At 71.0% G+C, this 24166-nt stretch carries 11 protein-coding genes; 6 read left to right on the top strand and 5 right to left on the bottom strand.

Annotation, left to right across the window (positions count from 1 at the left end; genetic code table 11):
* The 4 genes from ACFYW3_RS05370 to ACFYW3_RS05355 form a co-directional block, all read right to left on the bottom strand.
* On the bottom strand, positions 1-8888 hold an 8888-nt coding region (locus ACFYW3_RS05370), incomplete at its 3' end, for an amino acid adenylation domain-containing protein (protein ID WP_389385602.1).
* Positions 8885-10126 (bottom strand): SRPBCC family protein, encoded by a 1242-nt coding sequence (locus ACFYW3_RS05365; RefSeq protein WP_389385601.1) that lies wholly within the window; start codon positions 10124-10126, stop codon positions 8885-8887. The genes ACFYW3_RS05370 and ACFYW3_RS05365, both read right to left, overlap by 4 nt.
* 428 nt (positions 10127-10554) lie before the next feature.
* Positions 10555-11799, bottom strand: a complete 1245-nt coding sequence (locus ACFYW3_RS05360) for an NAD(P)/FAD-dependent oxidoreductase (protein WP_351751748.1) — start codon at positions 11797-11799, stop codon at positions 10555-10557.
* A gap of 680 nt (positions 11800-12479) precedes the next feature.
* Positions 12480-13490 carry a polysaccharide deacetylase family protein gene (locus ACFYW3_RS05355; RefSeq protein ID WP_389385600.1) on the bottom strand — a complete coding sequence of 337 codons (1011 nt, stop codon included), beginning with the start codon at positions 13488-13490 and terminating at the stop codon, positions 12480-12482.
* 198 nt (positions 13491-13688) lie between these two features.
* Here ACFYW3_RS05355 and ACFYW3_RS05350 point away from each other — a divergent pair, with 198 nt between their 5' ends.
* Positions 13689-15317, top strand: a complete 1629-nt coding sequence (locus tag ACFYW3_RS05350; RefSeq protein WP_389385599.1) for a putative glycoside hydrolase — start codon at positions 13689-13691, stop codon at positions 15315-15317.
* Between the two features lie 88 nt (positions 15318-15405).
* On the opposite strand, the gene ACFYW3_RS05345 is transcribed toward ACFYW3_RS05350, so the two are convergent.
* Complete coding sequence (locus ACFYW3_RS05345) at positions 15406-16068, bottom strand: deoxynucleoside kinase (protein WP_351751744.1); 663 nt, start codon at positions 16066-16068, stop codon at positions 15406-15408.
* 1076 nt (positions 16069-17144) lie between these two features.
* Here ACFYW3_RS05345 and ACFYW3_RS05340 point away from each other — a divergent pair.
* The 5 genes from ACFYW3_RS05340 (at position 17145) to ACFYW3_RS05320 (ending at position 24163) form a co-directional block, all read left to right on the top strand.
* Positions 17145-18629: a sugar transferase gene (locus ACFYW3_RS05340; protein WP_389385637.1), complete on the top strand. Its 1485-nt coding sequence runs from the start codon at positions 17145-17147 to the stop codon at positions 18627-18629.
* Positions 18630-18702: 73 nt separating this feature from the next.
* Positions 18703-20019, top strand: coding sequence for a nucleotide sugar dehydrogenase (locus ACFYW3_RS05335; RefSeq protein WP_351751740.1), 1317 nt, complete (start codon positions 18703-18705; stop codon positions 20017-20019).
* Entirely contained in the window at positions 20009-21277 is a 1269-nt protein-coding gene (locus ACFYW3_RS05330) for a glycosyltransferase family 4 protein (protein WP_351751738.1), read from the top strand. The genes ACFYW3_RS05335 and ACFYW3_RS05330 overlap by 11 nt, the downstream gene beginning before the upstream one ends.
* A complete protein-coding gene (locus tag ACFYW3_RS05325) occupies positions 21270-22637 on the top strand; it encodes a Wzz/FepE/Etk N-terminal domain-containing protein (RefSeq protein WP_389385598.1) in 1368 nt (455 codons plus the stop codon). Before ACFYW3_RS05330 ends, ACFYW3_RS05325 begins: the two co-directional genes overlap by 8 nt.
* Complete coding sequence (locus ACFYW3_RS05320; protein ID WP_389385597.1) at positions 22634-24163, top strand: Wzz/FepE/Etk N-terminal domain-containing protein; 1530 nt, start codon at positions 22634-22636, stop codon at positions 24161-24163. Before ACFYW3_RS05325 ends, ACFYW3_RS05320 begins: the two co-directional genes overlap by 4 nt.
* Positions 24164-24166: the final 3 nt, after the last annotated feature.

Below are 24166 nucleotides of genomic sequence, written 5' to 3'. Positions count from 1 at the left end.
CCCACACCCGCCACCGCCTCCACGAAAGGCCCCACCGCACCCTCCATCAGAACCGAATGAAACGCATGACTCACCACCAACGGAGAAGTCCGCAAACCCGACCCCCCACAAAACGCCGCCACCGAATCCACCGGCCCCGAAACCGTCACCACCCGCGGCGCATTGAAAGCCGCCACCTCCACCCCCGGAAACCCCGCCAAAGCCTCCACCACAACCCCCACATCCCCATGCACCACAGCCATCCCACCCCGACCCGGCTGCCCCTCCATCAACTCCCCACGCAACACCGCCAACCGCAACAGATCCGCCAGCCCCAACACACCCGAAGCCCACGCAGCCGTCAACTCACCCAAACTGTGACCCACCACCGCATCCGCCCGAACCCCCACCGACTCCAACCACCGCACCAACCCCACCTGCACCGAAACAATCGCCACCTGCGCAAACCGCGTCCGATCCAACCCCCCACCCACACCACCGAACAACACATCCAACAAAGGCACATCCAAATGCCCCGCCACCAACTCCGCACACTCATCCAACGCAGCCCGAAACACCGGCTCCGTCACATACAAACCCCGCCCCATACCCACATACTGCGAACCCTGACCCGTGAACATGAAGACATTCGGAACCGAAACACCCCCCCTACGAGAAACAGCGACCCGACCCCCCGCCACATCCCGCAAACCAGCCGCCACCGCACCCGAATCAACACCGGACACCACCGCACGAAAACGATGCCCCGCACGACCCACATTCGCCGAGAAAGCGAAATCCCCCAACACCTCCGCCGAAACACCCACCAACCCATCCGCATACACACCCGCCAACGACCGCAGCGCCGACTCATCAGCCCCACTCACCCGCACGACGAACGAATCCTGAGCCAACACCTCACGCCCCGACCGAACAGGAGCCTCTTCGACGATCACATGGGCATTGACACCACCCATCCCGAACGCGCTCACCGCCGCCCGCCGGGGGCCACCCTCACGCGGCCACTCCACCGCACGGTCGGCCAGATAGAACGGCGTCTCCTCGAACCGGATGTGATCGTTGGGCCGCACCACGTGCAGTGACGGCGGAACCATCCCGTGCTCCATCGCCAGGAGCACCTTCACCAGGCCCGCCAGCCCCGCCGCCGGCTCCAGATGGCCGACGTTCCCCTTCAACGAACCGATCGCGCAGAACTGCGACCTGCCCGTCACCCCACGCCAGGCACGGGTCAACCCCTCCACCTCGATCGGATCACCCAGACCCGTCCCGGTCCCGTGTGCCTCCACCAGACCGATCGAGTCCACGGACACCCCCGCGTCCCGCAACGCCGCGGAGATCACTTCCTGTTGCGCCGCACTGCTGGGAACCGTCAACCCACTGGTGCGACCACCGTGGTTGACCGCACTGCCCTTGATCACACCCCGGATCCGGTCACCGTCCCGCAACGCGGCCCCCAGCGGCTTCACCACCACCGTCACCACCCCCTCACCCGGCACGAAACCGTCCGCCCCCGCATCGAACGGCCGAAGGGCGTTCGACGGGGAGAACGAGCGCAGACGCGAGCCCAGTTGGAAGTACTGGGGTGACATGGCCAGGTGTACGCCGGCCACGACGGCCTGCTCGCACTCACCGTCACGGATGCTGCGCACCGCCGTGTGCAGGGCGACCAGCGACGACGAACACAACGTGTCGATCGTCATGCTCGGCCCGTGCAGATCGAGGAAGTAACTCACCCGGTTCGCCAGGATCGCGTTGTGGTTGCCCAGGCCCGCCGCCGTCTGGACGACGTCCCCGACGACCGTGTCGCGGTAGTGCTGGTAACTGGCGCCCACGAACACGCCGGTGGCGCGTTGAGGCTTCCCTGCCAGGCCGGCGTCCTCCAGGGCCCGCCAGGCGGACTGGACGAGATGGCGCTGCTGGGGATCGATCCATGCCGCCTCTGCCGGTGACAGTCGAAAGAACCCGGGGTCGAAGTCGGCCAGCCCTTGGACGAAGCCGGCGCGCCTGAGGTAGACGGTGCCGGGTTCGCCGTCCGTCCCGTAGTACGCGTCGATGTCCCAGCGGGATTCCGGCACCTCGGTCAGGCAGTCCTCGCCCTCCACCAGGACCCGCCACAACTCCTCGGTGCTCTCGGCGTTCGGGAACACCCCGTCGAAACCGATGACGGCGATGTCGTGCCGGTCCGCGTCATCGGGTACCGGGGCTCCCGACTGCCCGTCCGTCGGCACCGGGGCCTGGATCGGTCGTACAACCGGGATCGGGGCCGGGGTTGGGACCGGGACCGGGGGGAGGGGTTCCGTGCGCTCTTCGGGGACGGGCGCCCGCGGAGCGTCGACGGTGCCGGGGGCGCTGCCGTCGGCGGGTGCCGTGGTGACTCCGTACTCGTCCCTCAGTTCGACGGCCAGCCGGTCGACCGTGCCGACCTCCAGGACCAACGTGACGGGGATGTCCACGCCCAGCTTGGCCCGGATGTCCTGGGCCAGCGACACCGCGAGCATCGAGTCGAGCCCCTGCTCCTGGAGCGGGCGGTCCGTTTCCAGTGCGTCGACGTCCAGTTCCAGGGCGGCCGCCACCCAGCGGGCCAGCGTCGCGTCGAGACCGCCGACGGCCGGGCGGGCGGGTCCCGGCGCGGGACGGTGGCCGTTGGAGGCCGCGGTGGAGACCGCGGCCGGGTTCCGCGCCGGCGCCGGCGCGGGACGGCGCCCGTCCCGCGCGTCGCCACCCGAGCCTCCCGCCCCCGGCGACGGTGCCGGGGACAACCGCTTCCAGGTGATCCCGCGGGCCTCCAGTACGGGTTCGTCGCCGTCGAGGACCACCAGGCTCGCGGTCAGCAGACCGGAGTCCGGTCCGCTGTCCCGCTCGCGCCGGGCGTACACCCTGGCGGTTTCGGGAAGCCGGCCGAGGACGGTGAGCCGTTCGACGGTGAACGGAACGTACAGTCCCCGCGCACCACACGCGGCGAGCGCCACCTGGAAGGCTCCGTCCAGGAGCCGGGCGTCCACGGCCCCGCTGGTCCGCCCGACGCCGCGCACAACACCGGTGGCCTGCCCGGGCGCCACGGAGAGCGAGGTCACGGTCCGGAAGCCCGCCCCGTAGCCGAGCCCGGCGCGCTCGAAGGCCTCGTACATCGCGCCGAGCGCGACGGGGGTGAAGCCGTCGGCACTGGACGGAGCGGTGAGCGACGGCTGTTCGGGCGCGGTCACCTCGGTGTTGGCGACCAGGGCTCCGGTGCCGTCGCGAAAGGCGATCGTGTCGTTGTCCCGCTCGGCGGTCAGGGTCGCGGGGGTCTCGACGGCCGCCCGGAAGGTGAGGTCCCGCAGACCGAACCGATCGCGCCCGAGGAGTTCGGCGATCTTGCCGGGGTATCCGGCGCCGGGCAGTGTCGGCCTGCCGAGGACCACGTGCTCGGCGGCCTCCGGGTGCTCCGTCCACGTGTTCCTCGTCAGGGCGGGCACGGCCTGCCGCACGGTGGCGTTGGGCAGGGCGGCGTTCGGCTGCTCGGCGGGCTCCAGCCACAGGTACTTCTCGGCGTGCGGCCGGGTCGGGAAGCGTACGCCAGCCATGCGTCGCGGCCCGGCGGGCAGGTCGGCGCCGTCGACGAACGCGCGCGCCGCCGCGTCGAGCGTGCGGCGGTCGGCGCCGGCGTCGAGGGACTCGTCGTGGGTGCGCGCCGCCCGGGATGCCACGCCCACGTGCAGGGAGCGGGTGTCGGCGACCCCGGCCAGGAACAGCCGTACCTTGTCCTCCAGTTGCTCCACGCTGTCCGCCACACAGGCCAGTCGGTGGGCTCCCGCCGGGCGCTGCCGGCTCGCCTCGCTCAGTGCGTCGAGGGACGGGCAGTAGGAGGAGCGCAGCATCAGCACGAGCCGGTGGGCCAGTGTGCGCAGCGCCTCGTCCGAGCCCGCGGAGAGGACCAGCAGCCGCGGGCCGGGCTCCTCGTGTTCCGGTGGGGTGGCGGGACCCGCTTCGACGACGACGTGGGCGTTGGCGCCGCCGAAGCCGAAGCTGCTGACGCCCGCGACGCGCGGGCCGCTCCCCCACGGCCGGGGCCGGTCGGCCACGAACAGAGGTGAGGTGTCGAAGTCGAAGGACGTGTTGGGGGTGTCGAAGTTCAACGACGACGGGATGTGGCCCGCTTGGAGCGTCAGGATCGTCTTGATCAGTCCGGCGATGCCCGCGGCCGGCTCCAGGTGGCCGATGTTGGTCTTCACCGAGCCCACGGCGACGGGCTGCCGGCCGGCCGGGCCGCCCAGGACCGCGTGCAGGGCTTCGAGTTCGATGAGATCGCCGAGCTGGGTGCCGGTGCCGTGCGCCTCGATGTAGCCGATGTCGGCGGCGGTGCGCCCGGAGCCGGCCAGCGCCTTGCGCAGGACCGCTTCCTGGGCCGGCCTGCTGGGGGCGGTGAGGAAGCCGGCGCTGCCGCCGGTGTGGTTGACGGCGGTACCGCGGATCACGGCCAGGACGGGGTCCCCGTCGCGTTCGGCGTCGGCGAGGCGCTTGAGGATGACGGCGCCGGCGCCCTCTCCTCGTACGTAGCCGTCGGCGCCGTCGTCGAAGGCGCGGCACGTGCCCTGCGGGGACAGCATTCCGTTGCGGACGAAGGAGCGCGTCTTGTCCGGGGTGAGGACCAGGTTGGCGGCCCCGACCACGGCGGCGTCGACGTCTCCCGCCCGCAGGTGCATGGCCGCCTGGTGCAGGGCGACGAGGGAGGACGAGCAGGCCGTGTCGACGGCGAAGCTCGGCCCGGACCAGTCGAAGACGTGTGACAGCCGGTTGGCGAGCATGGAGGGGGCGGTGCCCGTCGCCACGTGCGGGTCGTCGTGCCCGATGCTCCGCGCCACCAGCTCCGGGAAGTCGCTCGCGATGGCGCCGACGAAGACGCCGGTGGCGGCGCCGAGGGAGGTGTGGTCGTGGCCTGCGCTCTCCAGGGCCTCCGCGGTCACGCTGAGCAGGATCCGCTGGAGGGGGTCCATGCGGCGGGCCTCGCGGTCGGTGAGTCCGAAGCGGGCGGCGTCGAAGTGCTCGACACCGTCGACCCAGCCCATCGGTACGTCGTCGGCGCCGGTCTCGGACCACAGGTGGGCCCAGCCGCGCTTGCCGTCCGGGGCGTGCCCGACGCTGGACACCCCGTCGACGAGGTTCTGCCAGAACTCGTCCGGGGTGGCGGCTCCGGGGAACCGGCACGCCATGCCGATGACGGCCAGGGCGCCGCCGTCGGCGGCCGGCCGGGTGGGCTCCGGGGGCGCGGACACCGCGGACACGACGGGGGCCGGCCGCGCGGGTGCGGTCGTCGGCCGCGCGCTCGTGGCGGGTTTCGTCGTGAGGGGCTCGTGGCGCGCCGTCTCCCGGACGGTCGTGGAGGGTTCTTCGGTCTCCGGGCCGTCGAGCAGCGCGACCACGCCCTCCGCGCCCAGCAGCCGGGCCAGCTTCACCGGCGTACCGGAGGCGAAGATCGACGGGGCTGTGATGTCGGCACCCACCTCACGGCTGAGCCGGACGGCGGCGGACGTGACGTTGACCGAGTCGCCGCCCAGGTCGAAGAAGTTGGCGTGCACGTCGAAGGCGGGGTGGTCCAGCGTGGCCGCGAACACCCCCGCGATCGACTCGGCGAGCGCTTCCGCCGTCATCGGGGCCGTCGCCGGCTCCGCGGATTCCGCGGATTCCGCGGACGTCACGGGGTCGACGGTCTCCTCGGACTCCACGGGCTCTGTTTCGGCGAAGGCGGCTCCGGCGGCGGAGGGGATGATGGTGTCGCGCGTCGGCAGGGGCAGTCGGGCGCGCGCCACCTTGCCGTTGTCGGTCAGCGGCACGGCGTCGAGGTTCACGTAGGCGTCGGGCACCATGTAGCCGGGCAGGGCGGCGCCGACGAACGCGTCGAGCCGGGACTTGGTCGGCGTGTCCTCGCCCACCAGGTAGGCGGTCAGCCTCGGTTCGCCCCTCCCCTCGAACCGCGCCGCGACGACCACGGCGGCGGTGATCCCGTCGAACTTCTCCAACACCCGCTCGATCTCGGCGGGTTCGATGCGGTTGCCGCGCACCTTCACCTGGGCGTCGGTGCGGCCGAGCCACTCGATCGCGCCGTCGGTGTGCAGGCGCACCTCGTCGCCCGTCCGGTAGAGCCGTACGCCGGTCACGGGGTGGAGGGTGAAGACGTCGCCCGTCAGGTCGGGCCTGCCGGCGTAGCCGCGGGCGAGTCCGGCGCCCGAGAGGTACAGCTCGCCCGTGGATCCGGCGACACACGACTCCAACTGATCGTCGAGTACGTGCAGTTCCGTGTGGGGCAGGGGCTCGCCGAGCGGAACGAAGGAGCCCACCGAGGTGACCCGGTGGCACGAGGTCCAGATCGTCGCCTCGGTCGGGCCGTACAGGTTCCACAGGGCGCGGGCCGCCTCGTGGAGGCGCTCGGCGGTGGCGGGCGGCAGGGCCTCGCCCCCGGAGAGGACGGTCAGCCGCTCGTCCGGGGTCCAGCCGGTGCCCAGCAGCAGGCGCCACAGGCTGGGCGTCGCCTGAGCCACGGTCACCTCTGCGGTGAGCTCGGCCAGACGGTACGGGTCTCCCGCGATCTCCCGCGAGGCCAGGACCACGGTCGCGCCGGACGTGAGCGGGAGGAAGAGCTCCAGCAGGGAGATGTCGAAGGCCACGGTGGTGTGCGCGAGCACGGTGTCGTCGGATGACACTCCGAGGCGTTCGCCGATCCCGGTGAGGAAGTTGGCCAGTGCCTCGTGCTCGACCTCCACGCCCTTGGGGTTGCCGGTCGAGCCGCTGGTGAAGAGGAGGTAGGCGAGGTCGGAGGCGGTGACCTCAGGCGGCACGGCCTGCGCCGAACCGTCCGACCCGGGTACGCGCCGCGCCGGGCCCAGGGACGCGCCCAGGGCGTGGGTACGGTCGTCGGTGACGATGAGGTCGCACCGCGAGACCTCCACGTACCGCCGGAGCCGCTCCACGGGGTAGCCGGGGTCCAGGGGCAGGAAGGCCGCGCCGGCGCGCAGGATTCCGAGCAGCGCCGGGAGCAGCGCGACGTCCCGTTCCATCAGGACGGCCACCACCGAGCCGGACTCGATGCCCTCGTCGTGCAGGCGGGCCGCGACGGCGTCGGCCCAGGCGTCCAGCCCGGCGTAGTCAAGTGTGCGGGCGCCGCTGCGGACGGCGATGGCGCCCGGCCGTTCGGCCGCGACCGCGGCGAACAGGTCCAGGAGCGTCCCGGACACGGCGGGGGCGTCGGCGGCGTCCCGCCGCTCCGGGGACGGTTGCGCGTGGTGCTCGTCGATGCGCGCGTCCGGGACTCCTTCGGCGCGCGGAGCGGGGCTCGGCTCCTCGCCGTGGAGCAGGGCGGTCAGCACCAGGTCCTCGACCTGCTCGGTGAAGTCCAGCGCCGCGTCCGCGTCCATCGCGGTCTCGCGGACGAAGATCGTGGGCGGCCCGTCCTTCAGGCACAGCAGGGCGATCTCGGTGTGCGGTTCCGAGGACGCCTCCTCCCCCGCGCCGCGGTCCAGCACCATGACGCGGGTGAAGCTCGGCTCGTCGGAGCCGAGCGGCCGCCCGGCCAGGCCGAGCCGGAGTTCGAGGTCACCGGCGTAGCCCTGGTGGGCCGCGGCCTCGTCCAGCTTGTCCTGGAGGGAGCGGGTGGTGTCACGGTCGAAGCGCACGGGGAAGCGCGCGGCGGCGATGCCGTGGGTCCGCTCGGAGAGGTCCCGCGCGGCCGACGGCGACCAGGCGAAGTCGAAGACGTGCTCGCCGGTGCGCTCGGCGACGACGGTGAGGAAGGCGCGGACGACCGCGACCGTCTCCTCCCGCGAGGCGGGGGTGAAGGCCAGTTCGTGGCGGCTGTAGTGGGCCGCGGCGGCGGAGAAGTCGTCGGCGGGCAGCGGGGCGGGGCGCAGTCGCTCCAGTCGTGCGCGCCACCACGGCTCGTGGGGCCGTAGCGCCTTCTGGGCGGCGGCGATGTCCGCCAGCCGCTGCTCCGATGCCGCCGGCAGTGGCGCCCCCGGGGTGATTCCGAGCCGCTGCGCGGCCGCCTGACCGCTCAGCGCGCTCCCGTCGACGGCGGCCCAGTCGCTCAGCACGAGGTCGGCGTCCGGGGCCGCCAGCGTGATGGCGGACGTGGTCACCGACTGCACGGTGGTCCCGGTACGCGTGTCCTCGCGCGGGATCAGCCTGACCTGTCGGGTGAAGACCGCACCCTGCTCGGTGACGAGGGTCGTCACCCCGAGCGGGTTCGGGAAGGAGCCGTAGTCCAGGGCCTTGGAGAGCCGTTCGGCCTCGGCGGCCGAGGTGCCCGCGTGGATGATGCCACCGGATGCCATGCGGTCGGACCTTCGGTAGAACCGCCGTTCGCGGTCGCCCGTGTCCAGCGGCTCGGGCAGGGTGCGCGCCACGACGTGCGGGACGAGGTCGGCGAAGAGCTCGATGCCCACCTCGGCCGTCTCGTACGTCAGGGACAGGGCGGTGGAGTGGTCGCGGATCGGGAACCAGCGCTCCAGCAGCACGCCGCCGGCGTCCACGGCCTCCGTCATCCGGTGCCAGGTGGCCGCGTGACGGGACGCGCCCTCGTACAGCGCCCAGGCGGGGACATGACTGCCGGAGTAGCGGGGCAGCGGGCCGTCGTGGAAGTTGATCGCGGCGATGTTCGGCAGGTCGAGGACCGGGGCCGGCAGAATCCGGAAGTTGACCATGCTGAAGAGGTAGTCGAACGGCCGCGCCGAGAGGGTCCGCGCCAGGTCCGCGTGCGGGTCGAGTACGGGGATCCCCCGCGTGTCGGCCCATTGCGTCACGGCGGGGTCGTCGCTGAGGACGCCCTCGATCCGTACGCCGGAGTCGAGGAGCCGAGCGGCACACCGGGTGAGGACCCGGGTGCCGCCGATGAGGTAGCAGTTGGCTGTCGTGCTCACTCTGCGGCCTTCCCGGACTCGGCGGCGCCCTCGTCGTGCGCGGCGGTGGGCTCGCCCTGGGCGGCGGTGTCCTCGTCGTGCGCGAGGGTGGCCGGGGCGTCGGCGCATTCGCGGGCGACCCAGGAGTCGATCTGGGAGACGACCTCCTCGTCGAGCGAGAGCTGGCCGGGCGTCCACAGCGGGTTCGACAGGCCGCGGTGCGTGCGCTCGCACATCTCCCAGTCCTCGTGGTTCGCTTTGTCCCACAGGGCGAACACGGCTTCGTGGGAGAAGTCGCTCTTGGCGGTCTCGGAGGGGTGGAAGAGCCAGAAGTGCCGGACGAAGCAGGTCCCGGGACTCTCGGGCCAGACCCATTGCATCATCACGTAGTCGGCCGTGAACCCGAACAGGAGGTTGGGCAGGATGGTGATCCAGTTGATCTTCAGTCGGTCCCCTTCGGGAACCTGCGGCATGGGCGTCCGGGCGCTGCGCCCCGTCATGGAGACGGAGTTGTAGCCGCCGCGGATGGACTGCCACGCCCCGACGATGTCGCCCTTGAGGTCGTAGGTGCCCGCGTCGTCGAAGTCGGTGATGCGGTGCAGGTCCTTGTGGGCGGTCGGGAAGTGCAGGCTCTCGTTGACGTTGTGGGCCACGAGCTTCCAGTTCGAGGCGACCGGGTAGTCCTTCGCCTCGACGCACTCCAGGTCGGCGAGCTCGTAGACCTTCGCGAACTCGCCGAACTCGCCGAGCGAGGCGTCGAGGTCGGGGGCGTCGTCGGAGAGGGCGATGAAGACGACACCGAACCGGACTTCGGTGCGCACCGGCAGCAGACCGTTCTTCTCCTTCTCGAAGAAGTGGTCCAGGTACGTGCCGTTGAGGCTCTTCAGCTTGCCGTTCCGGTCGTACACCCAGCAGTGGTAGAGGCACACCAGGCTCTGCCGCTTGCCCGTGGCTTCCTCCACGAGCTTGTACCCGCGGTGCCGGCAGTAGTTGTGGTAGGCCTGGATGCCGTCGTCCCCGTGGATGAGGAGGACGGAGCCGGTGCCGATGTTCAGGGTGCTGTAGGCACCCTTCTCCTTGAGGCGGGAGACGTGGTCCACCGGGAGCCAGCGCCGGCCGTAGATGCGGGACATCTCCCTCCGGTACTGCTCCTCACCGGTGTAGAACTCGTGTGACCTGCCGATGCCGCCTGTCTCGAAGTAGGGCCTTTCCTCGTCCTGGTCACTGATGAGATCGAACATGCTGGACGCACGCGTCATCTGCTGGGCTCCCTCAGAGGGTGAAGCGCATCGAATGCAGTGCCGAAGTGCCATGGGCCCGGGGCCTGTGGGAAGGCCGCACCGAGCCTCGCCGGTGGCGGGACGGCAGGGTGACTGAACGCTGATGGGGAAGGAAGTGGCCGGGCCGGCGGGGCGCGGCGGGCACGGTCGACGGGCACCCGGGCCCGGCCCGTGAGTGGTCGGCCCGGGCGCCCTGGGGGTCGGACGGCTGCCGGGTGATCGGACGGCGCCGGGTGGTCGGACGGCTGCCGGGGCCGACCGCGGGCGAGGCCGCCGGCTTCCAGGGGGATCCACACGGCTGCCTGTGCGGGGGTGGCGCGAAGCGCCGGCGCGAGCGCCGGGAACGGCAGCTCCACGCACGGCACTTGGCGTTCGTGTCGCGATGGGACTCGATGGGGCGAGGGTCGTCAGCCGGCCGGGTCGTAGATCCGTTCCTCCTGCGGGGTGCCGGCGGCGTCGTAGAGCTGCTCGAGGGCGTCCGGCGCGTAGACCTCGTAGTCCGGGACGACACCGCCGATCAGGCCGAGCATCTTGTTGGTCCACTCCTGGGTCTGGCCCATCGCGGCCATCGTCGCCCGGAAGAAGGGAGGGAGCTCGGTGAGTTCGCCGAGCGTGGTCGTGAAGTCGTAGACGCCGGCGCTCTCCTCGTCGCGCACCTTGTTGTACTCGGCGAGGGCCTCGTCCATCGACCGCTCGCCGGTCAGGCCCTGGTGGACGCGCTCGGCGAGGAGTTCGCCGTGCAGGAAGCCGTCGGTGATGCCCCACCCCGTGTAGGGGTCCTTGTGGTAGCCGGCGTCGCCGACCAGAGCCCAACCGGGGCCGTACGCGCGGCGGTAGTAGTTGTCCGGGTAGCGCATGGGCCTGAAGTCCTCTTCGCGCCTTCCCTGGTCGCGCAGTTGCGCTCCCATCTCCGGCGACACGTCGTCGAACACGCCCTGGAAGCCGGCCTCGACGTCCTGGCGGAACTCCTTGAGTTGGCGTCGCGTGCAGATGACGGCCAGCATGTTCACGCCGTCGTTCGTCGGCCAGGTGCCGAACCACTTCTCGTTGAAACCGGTCTTGTGGTGCAGACCCCAGTCGTCGAGGCCGCTGTAGTACGAGTAGTAGATGAAGCCCGCCGCGGGGCGCACGTTGTACAGCTCCGCGCCCACCTTCTTGGCGACCGTCGAGTGGAAGCCGTCGGCTCCGATGACCACGGTGGCGCGGAACTCCCGCTCCGGTCCGTCCCCTTCGCGTCCGCGGATCCCGGTCACGCGGCCGTCGGCGAAGACCAGGTCGGATACGGTGAACCCTTCGATGACCTCGGCGCCGGCCCGGCGAGCGGCGTTGACGAGGATCTCGTCCAACACGGTGCGTCGGGGGCAGTAGACGGCGTCGACACCGTCCACCGGGTCGGCGAACCCGTTGAGATCGATGCCCCGATACGAGTAATGCATCTTTCGGAGCGCCGGCGTCTTGGCCGCGATGATCTCTTCGAGGAGACCCCAGTCCTGAAGCTTCAGCAGGCCGGCCTGATGAATGTAGTGGGTCGACACCGTGTCACTGGGGAATGAGGCCCGATCCACCACGAGCACTCGGTGCCCCTGTCGAGCCAGCAGCATCGCGACGGGCGATCCTGCGCAGCGGCCACCTACAACAATAACGTCGTACATACAACCCTCCGGTCAAATGGTTTGACGTAACTGATGCACCGTTGATCGGCGGCGCAAGCACGATCCGGAGGTTATGGAGACCGGTATATCCAGGTCAAGCCTCGGTAATGTCCCACCGATGGGCGAACGTTCGGTTTTCGCCAACAGAATCATCCACTCCGCTCGATAGCCGTATGCAATGCACCGTTTCATCACCTTTGAAGGGGCGAGGATGTGCCATGCATCACAATCGCCATCGGGACAGAAATCAGCCAACCCGGTCAAGGTTCGGTCATCACCCATAGCGGAATGCTCCCTTCCTAAACTAATGCACTTGACACGATCCGCAGATTGGATGATCCGGGAGACCTGGCGAACCCCCCGTGGTAATGAGCAATCCCGGAAGCTGTCGACGTTCTCGTTAACCGATAAAGCCGGCGGCGGCAAGATGCCGAAGGTCCGCGAATCGGAAATTGCGGCAGGGACGGCAGCCCCACCCGTCGAGGGTGTCGGGAAACGTCGGATCCCGCGCGCAGTGGCGTCCGGGCACACGGAAAGGAGTCCGATGGTGAGGGGCGGCGGTCGAGGCTTTCGGCGTGGGGACACGGGTATGCCACCGACGCCGCCCTGGCCTGCCTGGCCTTCGGCTTCGAGTCGCTCGGGCTGCGGATCCGACACGACCGACCGGCCGCGCGCGCCGCTCAGTACGGGCGGGCGCGCTGCGCGAAAGCCGGGGACAGCTCGTTGCGCGAGGACCTCGGGAAGGCGACGGTGTTCGGGTCCCCGTCGGACACGTACCGGTTCTTCCCCGCGGCGAGCTTGTCCAGCCAGCGCGACGAGCCGAAGTCGGCGTCCTCGCCCTCGGACCCCGCCGAGCGGATCCGAGGGATCGCACCCGGCGTGAACGTCTTCGCGAACGGCGAGACCGAGGGGTTCGCCCCCACGAGGTACACCCCGTCGTATCGGTAGCCGGCTCCCCGCGTGGCGATCCCGGCCGGCTGAGGCATCGCGCCGAAGGGCAGGGCGAGCGAGGTGACACGCGTTCCGGGCGCCGCCTGCTCGATCGCGTGCTGTCCGGCGAAGATCGCCCGCGCGGCACCCGCCTGGTCCAGGGAGCGCAGGTTCTCGTGGCGGTCGGTGTGGTTGGCGACCTCGTGGCCGTGCTCCTTCAGCCAGGTCAGGGCCTTGGCGGTACCGGTCGCGGAGAAGCCGTCCGCGTTGACGAAGAACGTCGCCACCGGCTTGAACCCGGGGTGCTTCCCGGCAGTCTCGATCAAGATGGCGAGGGCCGTGTCCGGCGCCGGGGCGCCGCCCGGGCCGAGGCGCACCTGGCTGTTGGTCGAGTCGTCGAAGGTGAGGACCACCGGGTGCTTGCCCGCGGGGATGTCGATGCGGCCCGTCTGGAAGTCCCGGGCCGTCACCGGCACGTAGTCCTCCCTCGCGAGGCGCTCCAGTTCGGCCCGGAAATCGGCCGGGGTGCGGTCGTAGACACCGGCCGGCTTCTCGGTGAGTTGGTGGTACATCAGCACCGGCACCTGGCCGAGTTCGTCGGCGCCGACCTCCGCCGGCGCTTTCGCGGCCGCGGGGCCGACCGCCGCTCGCGAGGCGGTCCCACGGCTTTCCGCGGCGGCCGGTGACGTCCCCGTGGAACAGCCGGAGGCGAGCAGGGCGGTGCCCACCAGGGCGCCCAGCGTGACGAGCGGGTGGCGCATGAGAACCCTCCAAGACCGTCGTGTCGCGCCATCCCTACCTCCGACGGGAGGCCCTTTACCGCACGACCCCCTGCATGGCGTAGTCGCCACGCCCCGCACGGACGAGGCATTCGTGTGAATTTCGGCCGGAACGTGGCGAGCGGGACATCGCGCGGCAATGAATGAAGACAGCATCCGGCCCACGGCACGAAGGACGGCATGATGTCCCCCAAGCACATATCGAGCTCGGCCACGTCCCGCCGTCCGCACCGCCCGACCCATCGGGGCGCCCTGCTGGCGACGACCGGAGCCCTCGGACTGGCCGGCGCGGCCGTCGGAGCCTGGACCATCCTCGCGCCGGGCCCGGGCATCCACGGTCTGGGCGACGGCGCCGTCCTCGACGGTCGCGCGGCCGCACGGGTCAGCGCCTACCTCGCCACCGAGGAGGCCGGCGGCAGGGACGGGCTGCGCGCCACCCTGGACGGCACGGCGGTCCGCGTCACGGCCGAGGGCGCCCGGCTGAAACTCGTCCTCCCGCGCCTCACCGAAGGCCCGCACACCCTGGTGGTGGCGGGTGACAGCAGCTTCCCCTTCGCCTCGTACCGCAAGGTCGTGGGCTTCCGGGTGGACGCCACCGCTCCCGAGCTGGCGGTGGCCGACCCCGACGTCAAGGACGTCGGCGCCCCCGTGACCATCACCGGCCGGGCGTCGACCGACGCCAAGGTGACCGTCAACGGCAGGAAGGCCCCCGTCGACAGGGCCGGCGTCTTCAAGACCACGGTTCCGAAGGGCACCCCCCTCGCGACGGTCACCGCGGTGGACCGCGCCGGGAACACCACCACCAAGGACGTGTCCGCCCGGGGGCGTCGCCCCATGGTCCGTGCCGCGCACATCACCGCCATCGGGTGGGGCGACGACACCCTGCGCGGCAACATCCTCGCCCTCGTTCGCAGCGGCAAGCTCAACGCCGTCGAGCTGGACGTCAAGGACGAGGACGGCGAGGTCGGGTACGCCTCCCGGGTGCCGCTGGCCCGCCGGATCGGCGCGGCCAAGGGCTACTACGACGCCCGCAAGGCGATCGCCGAGATCCACGGCGCCGGCGCCCAGGTCATCGGCCGCATCGTGGCCTTCCGCGACCCCAAGCTCGCCTCGGCCGCCTGGAAGTCCGGCAAGAGCGACCAGCTCGTCCTGACCCCGACCGGACAGCCCTATGACGGTGGCCACTACGGAGCCCTGTCCTTCACCAACTTCGCCAACGCCACGGTCCGCGAGTACAACCGGGACCTCGCCGTCGAGGCGGCTCGGCTCGGCTTCGACGACATCCTCTACGACTACGTGCGCCGCCCGGACGGCCCGCTGTCCCAGATGCGCTTCCCGGGCATCGGCAGTGCCACGCCCGAGCAGTCCATCACCTCGTTCGTCGCCGACACCCGCACCGCGCTGCGTCCGCACGCCACCTACCTCGGCGTCTCGGTCTTCGGCATCGCCGCCACCCGGCCCACCGAGATCGCGCAGGACATCGGGTCCCTCGTCAAGGTCACCGACTACATCGCGCCGATGGTCTACCCGTCCCACTGGGGGCCGGGCGAGTACGGTGTCGCGCAGCCCGACACCGCTCCCTACGCGATCGTGCAGCGTTCCCTCGCCGATTTCGCCCGCCAGGCGAAGGGCACCCGGACCGAGATCGTCCCGTGGCTCCAGGACTTCTCGATGGGCAGCACCTACGGGCCGGCCGAGGTGGCCGAACAGATCAAGGCCGCGGCGGCCAACAAGATGAACTCCTTCATCCTGTGGAACGCCGGTGCCCGCTACCAGGGTGCGGCGCTCCAGCGGATCGCCACGCGCTGACGGGACCGCCCGCGCGGGGGCCGACGCGGAGGCGGAACCGGTGGTGTGCGCACCGGCCGCCCCGTCGCGGCACCCGCGGGGAACGGTGTCAGGCCCGCAGCCTCGCCGCCGTCAGCGCGTCCCTGACCTCTCGCACCACGCGGGCCGCGTCCTCGGGGTCGTTCACCACGTCGGTGTGGTTCATGTCGACGACGAGGACCTCGCTGGCCGAGTAGTGCTTGTGCACCCAGTCGTCGTAGCCGGACCACAGCGTCCGGTAGTACGCGACGAGGCCCTCGTCCTGCTCGAAGTCACGGCCCCGCAGCCCGATGCGGTGCAGCACCGTCTCGAAGTCCGCCTTGAGGTAGACCATGAGATCGGGTGCCTTGCGGTAGGGCAGGCCGTCGATCTCGCGCATCATCTCGTCGAGCAGTCCCTCGTACACCCGCATCTCGAGGGAGCTGATCCGGCCCAGGTCGTGATTCACCTTGGCGAAGTACCAGTCCTCGTAGATGGACCGGTCGAGGACGTTGTCGCCCTGCTTGTACGCCTCCTTGATCGAGGCGAACCGGGTCTGCAGGAAGTACAGCTGGAGCAGGAAGGGGTAGCGCTTGGCCTGGATCTCCTCGGGGGTCGCCGTGTAGAAGAGCGGAAGGATCGGGTTGTCTTCCACGCTTTCGTAGAAGACCTCGCTGCCCAGCTCCTTGGCGAGCAGCTCGGCCACGCTCGTCTTGCCGATCCCGATCATGCCTCCGACGCAGATCACCGGCATACCTCACTTCTCCCTGGGGGTCTTCTGTTCACGGGCGGGGGGCTGTGCACCCCACACCACTGAGACGCGTGTCGGCGGTCGCCCGATTCCCCAAGACCTTCTCGACCAGCGTCCTGTGGTTCCCGTCCGGAGCAGGGCCCCCACGCACGCCGCGCACCTCGACCGGCCGGACCCGACCGTTCCGAGGTGCCGCGGACCGCGACGAGCCACCGCCGCGCGGCCGCCTTGAAGCATAAATGACAACCCGACCCATTCCGGCCAGTGCGCCGGCGCCCCCTCGCCCCGCTCTCCCCGGAACGCGCCCCCGGCTCCGTGACGTCCTGTCGGGCGGGAACCCGGCCGGAGTGGCACGGCGGCGTTCCCGTCCTCTCCCGGACCCCGGCACGCGCTCTCCGCGTACGGCGCCGGCGGCCGGGCGGCTCCGTCACACGCCCTCGGCGGATCCGAACAGCAGTACCGAAACACTTCGGGCGCCGCGGCGCCGACGGCCGGTGGGAACTCCCGTCATCACAGGTCACACGGCACGCCCTCGGCTCCAGGGCACCTCCGGATCTTCACGGTTCGAAGGTCAACCTTCAAAGGCTGAGCACAAGTTGCATACATTCCCCTCTTCAGGGGGCCCACCATGCTCTAGATTGACCGTGCTTCGCATCCTTGGACGCGAGGCGGCAAGAAGTGATCTACAAGTCTGACGTCATGGACCGCCGGCATTCGCGTCCCCGGCGTCCGACGTGAGTGATCGATTCGTGGAGCCCGAGGGGGGAGCCTTGGGTCGGGGGGCAATCGTCAACGGGTTCCCGCGCGCCTCGGGGCCCTGACAGGACATACGTATCCGCTGTCGGCCGAGTGGGGTCTTCCACCCGTGCCGCACGGGCAGGCATGCCATGCGGGGGGCCGAGCCCCCCGGGGAAAGCACAGCGCGACGCGGGGGGCGGGGGCCTCCCGATGGGGACGAACAGCGCGGCACGGGAGGTGGGGCCTCCCGGGGGACGAACAGTGCGGGGGGCGCGGGCCTCCCGGGGGGAGGAACCGTGTGGAACGAACACGTGGAGTCCACGGGCGACCTGGGGGGAACCGTGCAGCAGGGGGAAGGGGAGTTGATCGGGCCGTTATTATCGGCGCCCGGACGTACGGCGAGCCGAGCGATCAGCCGGCCCGCCATCGACTGGGCGCAGCGGTACCGCCACACGGTGATCATCAGCGACACCGTGGCCACCGCCTTCGTGGTGATGGCGATCGGCGGCTTCTTCGGGGTCAGGGACGCGGCCAACTGGCACGAGAAGTGGAGAATTCTCGCCTTCGGCACCGAACTGCTGGTGCTGGGAGCGCTTGCGGTGACCCGGTCCTGGGCGCCGGCCGTGCTCGGGCAGGGCGCCGAGGAGTTCCGCCGGCTGGGGCGCTCGCTGTTCACGGCGGCCGTCGTACTGGCCCTCGGCGGGATCGCCCTCACCTCGCACAACATCAAGCTCTGGATCTTCGTCGCGATACCGGCCATCGCGCTCGTCACGATGACCGAGCGGTACCTGCTGCGCCTGTGGCTGCACAAACAGCGCAAGGAAGGGCGGTGCCTGCGACCGGTGCTCGCCGCCGGAAGCCCGGCCACCGTGCGCGATCTGATCGCCCGAACCCGCAAGTTCCCGCACCTCGGGTGGCGAGTGGAGGCCGTGTGCACACCGGACGGTCTCTGGCTCGACGGTGACCACCTGGACGGAGTGCCCGTCGTCGGCCGGCTGACGGACGTCGCGGGCCACGTCCACCGTGACGGCTACCGTGTCGTCGCGGTCACCCCGGACCCGCACTGGTCCCCGGACCGGCTGCAACGACTGGCCTGGAACCTCGAAGGCAGCGATGCCGAGATGGTCGTGGCCCCCGTGCTGATGGAGGTGGCCGGCCCGCGGCTGCACGTCGACGCGGTGCTCGGGATCCCGCTCCTGCGGGTCAGCATGCCGATCTTCACCGGGGCCCGCCGGGCGGTCAAAGAGGTCGTCGACCGGCTGGGCGCGGCGGTGTTGCTGATGCTGTTCACGCCGCTGATGGCGCTCGTCGCGCTGCTCGTCCTGGTGGACAGCCGGGGCGGGGTGTTCTACCGCCAGCGCAGGGTCGGCAAGGACGGCCGCGAGTTCACCATGGTCAAGTTCCGCACCATGGTCGCCGGGGCCGACAGGGCACGTGCCGCGCTGGCCGAGCTCAACGAGGGCGCCGGCCTGTTGTTCAAACTGCGCCGGGATCCGCGGGTGACCCGGGTGGGATCGATGCTGCGCCGGTACTCGCTCGACGAGCTCCCGCAGCTCCTCAACGTGCTCACCGGATCGATGTCGCTCGTCGGTCCGCGGCCTCCGTTGCCGGAGGAGTCCGCCGCGTACGGCCCGGACATCCGGCGGCGCCTGCTGGTCAAGCCCGGGCTCACCGGCCTGTGGCAGATCAGCGGACGCAGCGACCTGCCGTGGGAGGAGGCGGTCCGGCTGGACCTGCGGTACGTGGAGGACTGGTCACTCGCCCTCGACACGGTGATTTTGTGGAAGACACTGCGCGCGGTGGTTCAGGGGCAGGGCGCCTACTGATGCGCGGGGAACGTTGTCCGGTCGGCTCACGTACCGCAGGCCACAAGGGCCTGCCTGGGGGGAGGAACGGGTTATGAGGGTCAGCGTCTTGGGGCTCGGCTACGTCGGCTGTGTGTCGGCCGCGTGCCTGGCCAGCCTGGGGCACGAGGTCATCGGGGTGGACGTGAACCAGGCGAAGGTCGACCTGGTCAACGACGGCAAGGCCCCGGTGGTCGAGGAGCGGATCGGCGAGCTCATCGCCGAGGTCGTGGGGTCCGGTGCGTTACGCGCCACCAGCGACGTCCGCGAGGCGATCATGGGAAGCGACGTGTCACTGGTCTGCGTGGGCACCCCGTCGGAGCCCAACGGCAGCCTGTGCACCACGTACCTGGAGCGGGTCACCGAGCAGATCGGTGCCGCGGTGGCCGAGCGGGGTGGGCGGCAGACCATCGTGTTCCGCAGCACCATGCTCCCGGGCACCTGCCTGAACCTGCTGGTACCGATCCTGGAGAAGTACATCGGCGGCACCGCCGGCGTGGACATCGGGATCGCGGTCAACCCGGAGTTCCTGCGCGAGGGCACGAGCGTGCAGGACTTCTTCGACCCGCCCAAGACCGTCATCGGCGAGCTCGACCCGGCGAGCGGCGACGTGGTGGAGGCGCTGTACGACGGACTGCCCGGTGAGGTGTTCCGGGTGCCGATCCCGACGGCCGAGGCGATCAAGTACGCGGACAACGCCTTCCACGGCCTCAAGATCGGCTTCGCGAACGAGCTGGGCGCGGTGTGCCAGGCCCTCGGAGTGGACACGCACCAGGTGGTGGACGTGTTCCTGGCCGACCGCAAGCTGAACATCAGCCCCGCCTACCTGCGGCCGGGCTTCGCCTTCGGTGGCTCCTGCCTGCCCAAGGACCTGCGCAGCCTGCTCCACGCGGCACGGCGGGCCGACGTCTCGGTGCCGATCCTCGCCCATGTGTTGCCGTCCAACTCCGAACACCTCCAGCGCGCGGTGGAGTTGGTCGAGCGCACCGGAAAGCGTCGGGTCGGCATGTTCGGGCTGTCCTTCAAACCCGGCACCGACGACCTCCGCGAAAGCCCGCTCGTCGAGCTGGCGGAGAGACTCTTCGGCAAGGGCTACGACCTGCGGATCTACGACCCCAACGTCAACCTCTCCCGGCTGCTCGGCGCGAACCGCGAGTACATCGAGACCCGGCTGCCGCACCTCGCGCAATTGCTCGCCGAGTCGGTGGGCGAGGTGCTCGAACATGCCGAGGTCTGCCTGGTGGGGACCAAGGACCCGGCCGTGTTGTCGGCGCTGCCCCATGGCGACGGCCCGCTGATCGTCGATCTCGTCCGCCTTCCCGACGCCGACGCGCGCCGGACCGAACCGGGGTACATGGGCCTTGCTTGGTAACTCGAACCGCGGCGACGGCAGGACGCGTCGCGCGCTGGTCCTCGTGGAGAACCTTTCCGTGCCGTTCGACCGGCGGGTGTGGCAGGAGTGCACGACGCTGCGCGACGCGGGCTGGACGGTGCACGTGATCTGTCCCCGGGGGACCACGCGGGACACGGAGTCGGAGGTCGTGATCGACGGGGTGCGGATCCACCGCTACCCGTTGCGCGCGGCCACCGGAGGACCGGCCGGCTTTGTGCAGGAGTACGGGTCGGCGTTGTGGCACACGGTCCGGCTGGCCCGCAAGGTCGGCCCGGTCGACGTGGTCCACGCCTGCAATCCGCCGGACCTGCTGTTCCTGCCGGCGCTGTGGATGAAGCGGCGCGGGGCACGGTTCGTCTTCGACCAGCACGACCTGGTACCCGAGTTGTACCTCTCCCGGTTCGACCGCGGCCAGGACCTGCTGTACCGCGCCGTGCTCGCGCTGGAACGACGGACCTACCGGGCCGCCGACGTCGTGCTCGCCACGAACGAGAGCTACCGGGACGTCGCCATCCGCCGTGGCGGCCGGCGGCCGGAGGACGTCTTCGTGGTGCGCAGCGCGCCCGACACCGACCGGTTCCGGCCGGTTCCGGCGGAGCCGGAGTTGAAGCGCGGCAAGCCCCATCTGCTGTGCTACCTCGGCGTCATGGGTCCGCAGGACGGCGTCGACTACGCCCTGCGGGCTCTGGCGAAGCTGCGCGACGAGCTGGGGCGGACCGACTGGCACGCGGTGTTCGTCGGCGCGGGTGACAGCTTCGACGCCATGGTGGAGCTGTCCCGGCAGCTCGGCCTGTCGGATCAGGTGCAGTTCACCGGGCGCATCCCGGACGGCGACCTGGTGCGCTACCTGTCCACCGCGGACGTGTGCCTGTCCCCCGACCCGCTCAATCCACTCAACGACGTGTCGACCATGAACAAGGTCCTGGAGTACATGGTGATGGGTCGGCCGATCGTCTCGTTCGACCTCCGTGAGGCGCGGGTCTCGGCCGGTGAGGCCGCCGTCTACGCGCCCGCCAACGACGAGGCGGAGTTCGCCAAGCTCATCGCGCTGCTGCTGGACGATCCGGAGAAGCGGGCCCACATGGGCAAGATCGGCCAGGAGCGGATCAACGGACCGCTCTCCTGGCGGAACTCGCAAGCCTCGTTGCTCGCCGCCTACGCCGCTGCCCGCCCTGACGCCGCCCGCGTGTCGAAGGGCGACCCGGACCGGGCGGGAGGAGACCGCACCGTTGAGTGATGACACGATACGCCTGGTCACGATGGGGCGGATCATCCGTCGGCGCCGGCGACTCCTCACCCTCCTCGCCGTGGTGGGTGCGCTCGTCGGCTACGGCACCTCGTTGCTGTTCCCGCCGCAGTACACGACGTCGGCATCGGTACTGCTGCCAGGGGCGTGGCAGGAGCGCGAGCTGCTGACCCAGGCGGAGATCGCGACCAGTTCGGTGGTGCTCGACCGCGCCGCCGCCACCCTCGGCTGGACCGAGGTCAGCGGCGGCGAGCTGCGGGACCGGGTGAGCGCCACCACCGCCGACGGGAACATCATCACGATCTCGGGTACCTCGGACACCCCGGAGCGCGCACAACGGCTCTCCGACGAGGTGGCCCGGCAGTTCGTCACGTTCGCCGCGCGGATCGCGGGCGCCGGCGCCGACCCCGAAGCGGCGGCGCGGCCCGAGGCTCTGCGGCAGATGGTGACGCAGACCAGCCGTCGCATCACCGAGCTCGCCGATGCGGCCGATCCGGGGAAGTCCGTGGAGAGCGTGCAGACCCGCACCGAACTCGCGAAGCTGCGTACCGCGTTGCAAGAGGCCGTCAAGAAGCTGGAACAGGCCGACCCGTCCGCCGCCAAGGCCAACATGGTCGTCATGGGGCCGTCGGCCAGGCCGGCCGGCGAGGCGCCGCCGACGAGGCTGCAACTCATCGTCGGCGGGGCGGGGTTGTTCTTCCTGCTCGCGGTCATCGGTCATCTCGCCACCGCACGGATGAGTCGCCGGCCGCGCACCGAGGCGGAGATCGCCTCGGCGCTCGGCTCGACGCTGCTGGGTACCGTCGACGTACCCGGTGAACGGCCCGCGCACCGGCCGGAAGGCCGTGGCCCGCGGGCCACGATCCGCCGGCTGCTCGGCCTCGACGTCCGGTGGGACGTACCGGCGCCCCGGGCCTCCGGCGACGAGGCCGGCAGGCGCGTCCGCTACCGGCGGGTGTGTGCCCGCCTGCGGGAGCAAGTGCCGCACCCCCGGCCGTTGTTGGTCCTCGTACCGGACGGCGATGAGATCGCCCTCAGGGCCGCCGAGCAGCTCGTCGCCGAAGCCGAGGGCGAGCCGCCGCTGCGGGTGGTCGAGGTTTCGGTGTCCCGGCCGCTCGTGCAGGAGCGCGACGACGAGTCCGGTGTCCTGGTCGTACTGAGCGCCGGCAACTGGACCACGGCCGAGCTCGCCGACATCGCCGGGGCGTGTGCTGATGCCCGGCAGGAGGTCGTCGGCATCGTCCTCGCCGGCCCGGTCCGGGCCCGCCCGGCCAAGTCCGCCGGCGAACCTCCGCAGGACGCCACGCCGGTGTTCGCGGGGGGCGTCGACACGGCGGGGGGTTCGGCGTGAGCACGCCCACGCCTTCGGAGCCGGCGGCCACCGCTCCCCTGATAAACCTCCAGGCGCTGGTGGTCGCGGTGCGTCGGCGTCGCCGCCTGTGGTGCTGCATGGCGCTGTTGGGGCTGCTCGCCGGCGTGGCGGTGGCGGTCCTCATGCCCCCGCCGCCGACCGCGGTGACCACGGTGCTGGTGGCACATCAGGCGGACCAGCCGAACGACCCCGGAACGCTGATCCGCACCGACGTCGGACTGCTGCACACCACGCGGATCGCCGGCAAGGCCCTGCAGGCCCTCGGATCCCCGGAGAAACCAGAGGACTTCATGCGGGACTACGGGGGCATCGGCTTGTCCAACAACCTGCTCCAGATCACCGTGACGGCGGGCAGCGACGCGGAGGCGACGGCGCGGGCCAAGGCACTGGCCGACGCGTTCGTCGCGGACCATGTGCGGCGGATCCGGGAGGCCGCGGACGCCGAGGCCAAGACCCTGCTGGACCAGCGTGACCGCATGCAGGCCGAACTCGCGCAGGTCAACAAGTCCATCGGGGACTCGTCGCCGCAGAGCGGGCCGAAGGCTTCGGCGAACATGGAGTCGCTCTTCACCCGCCGGGCCGAACTCGGTTCGCGCATCACCGACTTCGGCCGGCGGGCCGCGGAGGCGCGCATCGGCACGCCCCGGCTCGTCGCCGGCACCCAGGTCGTGGACGACGCACGCGCGGTGCGGCACTCCCTGCCCAGGAGCGCCGTCACCAATGCCGGGGTGGGACTGGTCCTCGGGCTCGTCCTGGGGCTCGCGGTGGCCGCGGTCGGCGCCGTGGTGGCGGACCGTCCCGTACTGCGCCGGGAGATCGCCGCGAACCTCGGCGCCTCGGTCATCGCGGAGCTGCGCCGCACGCCCCGACGGTCGGCCGGGCCCTGGCAGCGCCGACGGACCCGGACGGCGAGGACACGGCTCACCACGACCCTGGCCCGTACCGTGCGCGGCTCCGCGGAACCGGTGTCGCTGCTGGAACTGGGCTGTGCGGGCACCGCGAGTGTGATCGCCCTGGACCTCGCCGGCGCGCTGACGGAGGAGGGGCCGGGTCCGGTGGTGATCGTCGACGGTCTGCCCGGCCGGCGGCTCGCCCACCACCAGCCGAAGCCGGGAGACCCCGCCGTGGTCGACGGCGAGAGCGCCGCGGGCCTGTCCGAGCAGGAGCGGCGGCTCGGTGTCGGCTCGGTGGCGCCCGGCTCGGCGTGGACCGACCTCCAGTACCTCGGCACGCGGACCGTGCTCGTCGTGCGTGCCGGGCACGGCAGCGCCGCATGGCTGCACACCGTGGCGCGACAGCTCGCGGACCTGGGCATCACGGTGATCGGTGTGGTGCTGATCGACCCCGATCCGCGTGACCGGACCGACGGCACGCTGTGGGACGGGGCGCACACCACGCCGCGCGGCCGGAAGGAGCGGACGGCCCGGCAGAACGGGACGGAACGGCCGCGGACGGAACGGCCGTCATGGGCACGGGTCCCCAACATCGACCAGGAAGCGCGGTAGGAC

The organism is Streptomyces sp. NPDC002602 (assembly GCF_042889445.1).
Classification (GTDB): domain Bacteria; phylum Actinomycetota; class Actinomycetes; order Streptomycetales; family Streptomycetaceae; genus Streptomyces.
This window is presented reverse-complemented; position numbering and strand designations above follow the sequence as displayed.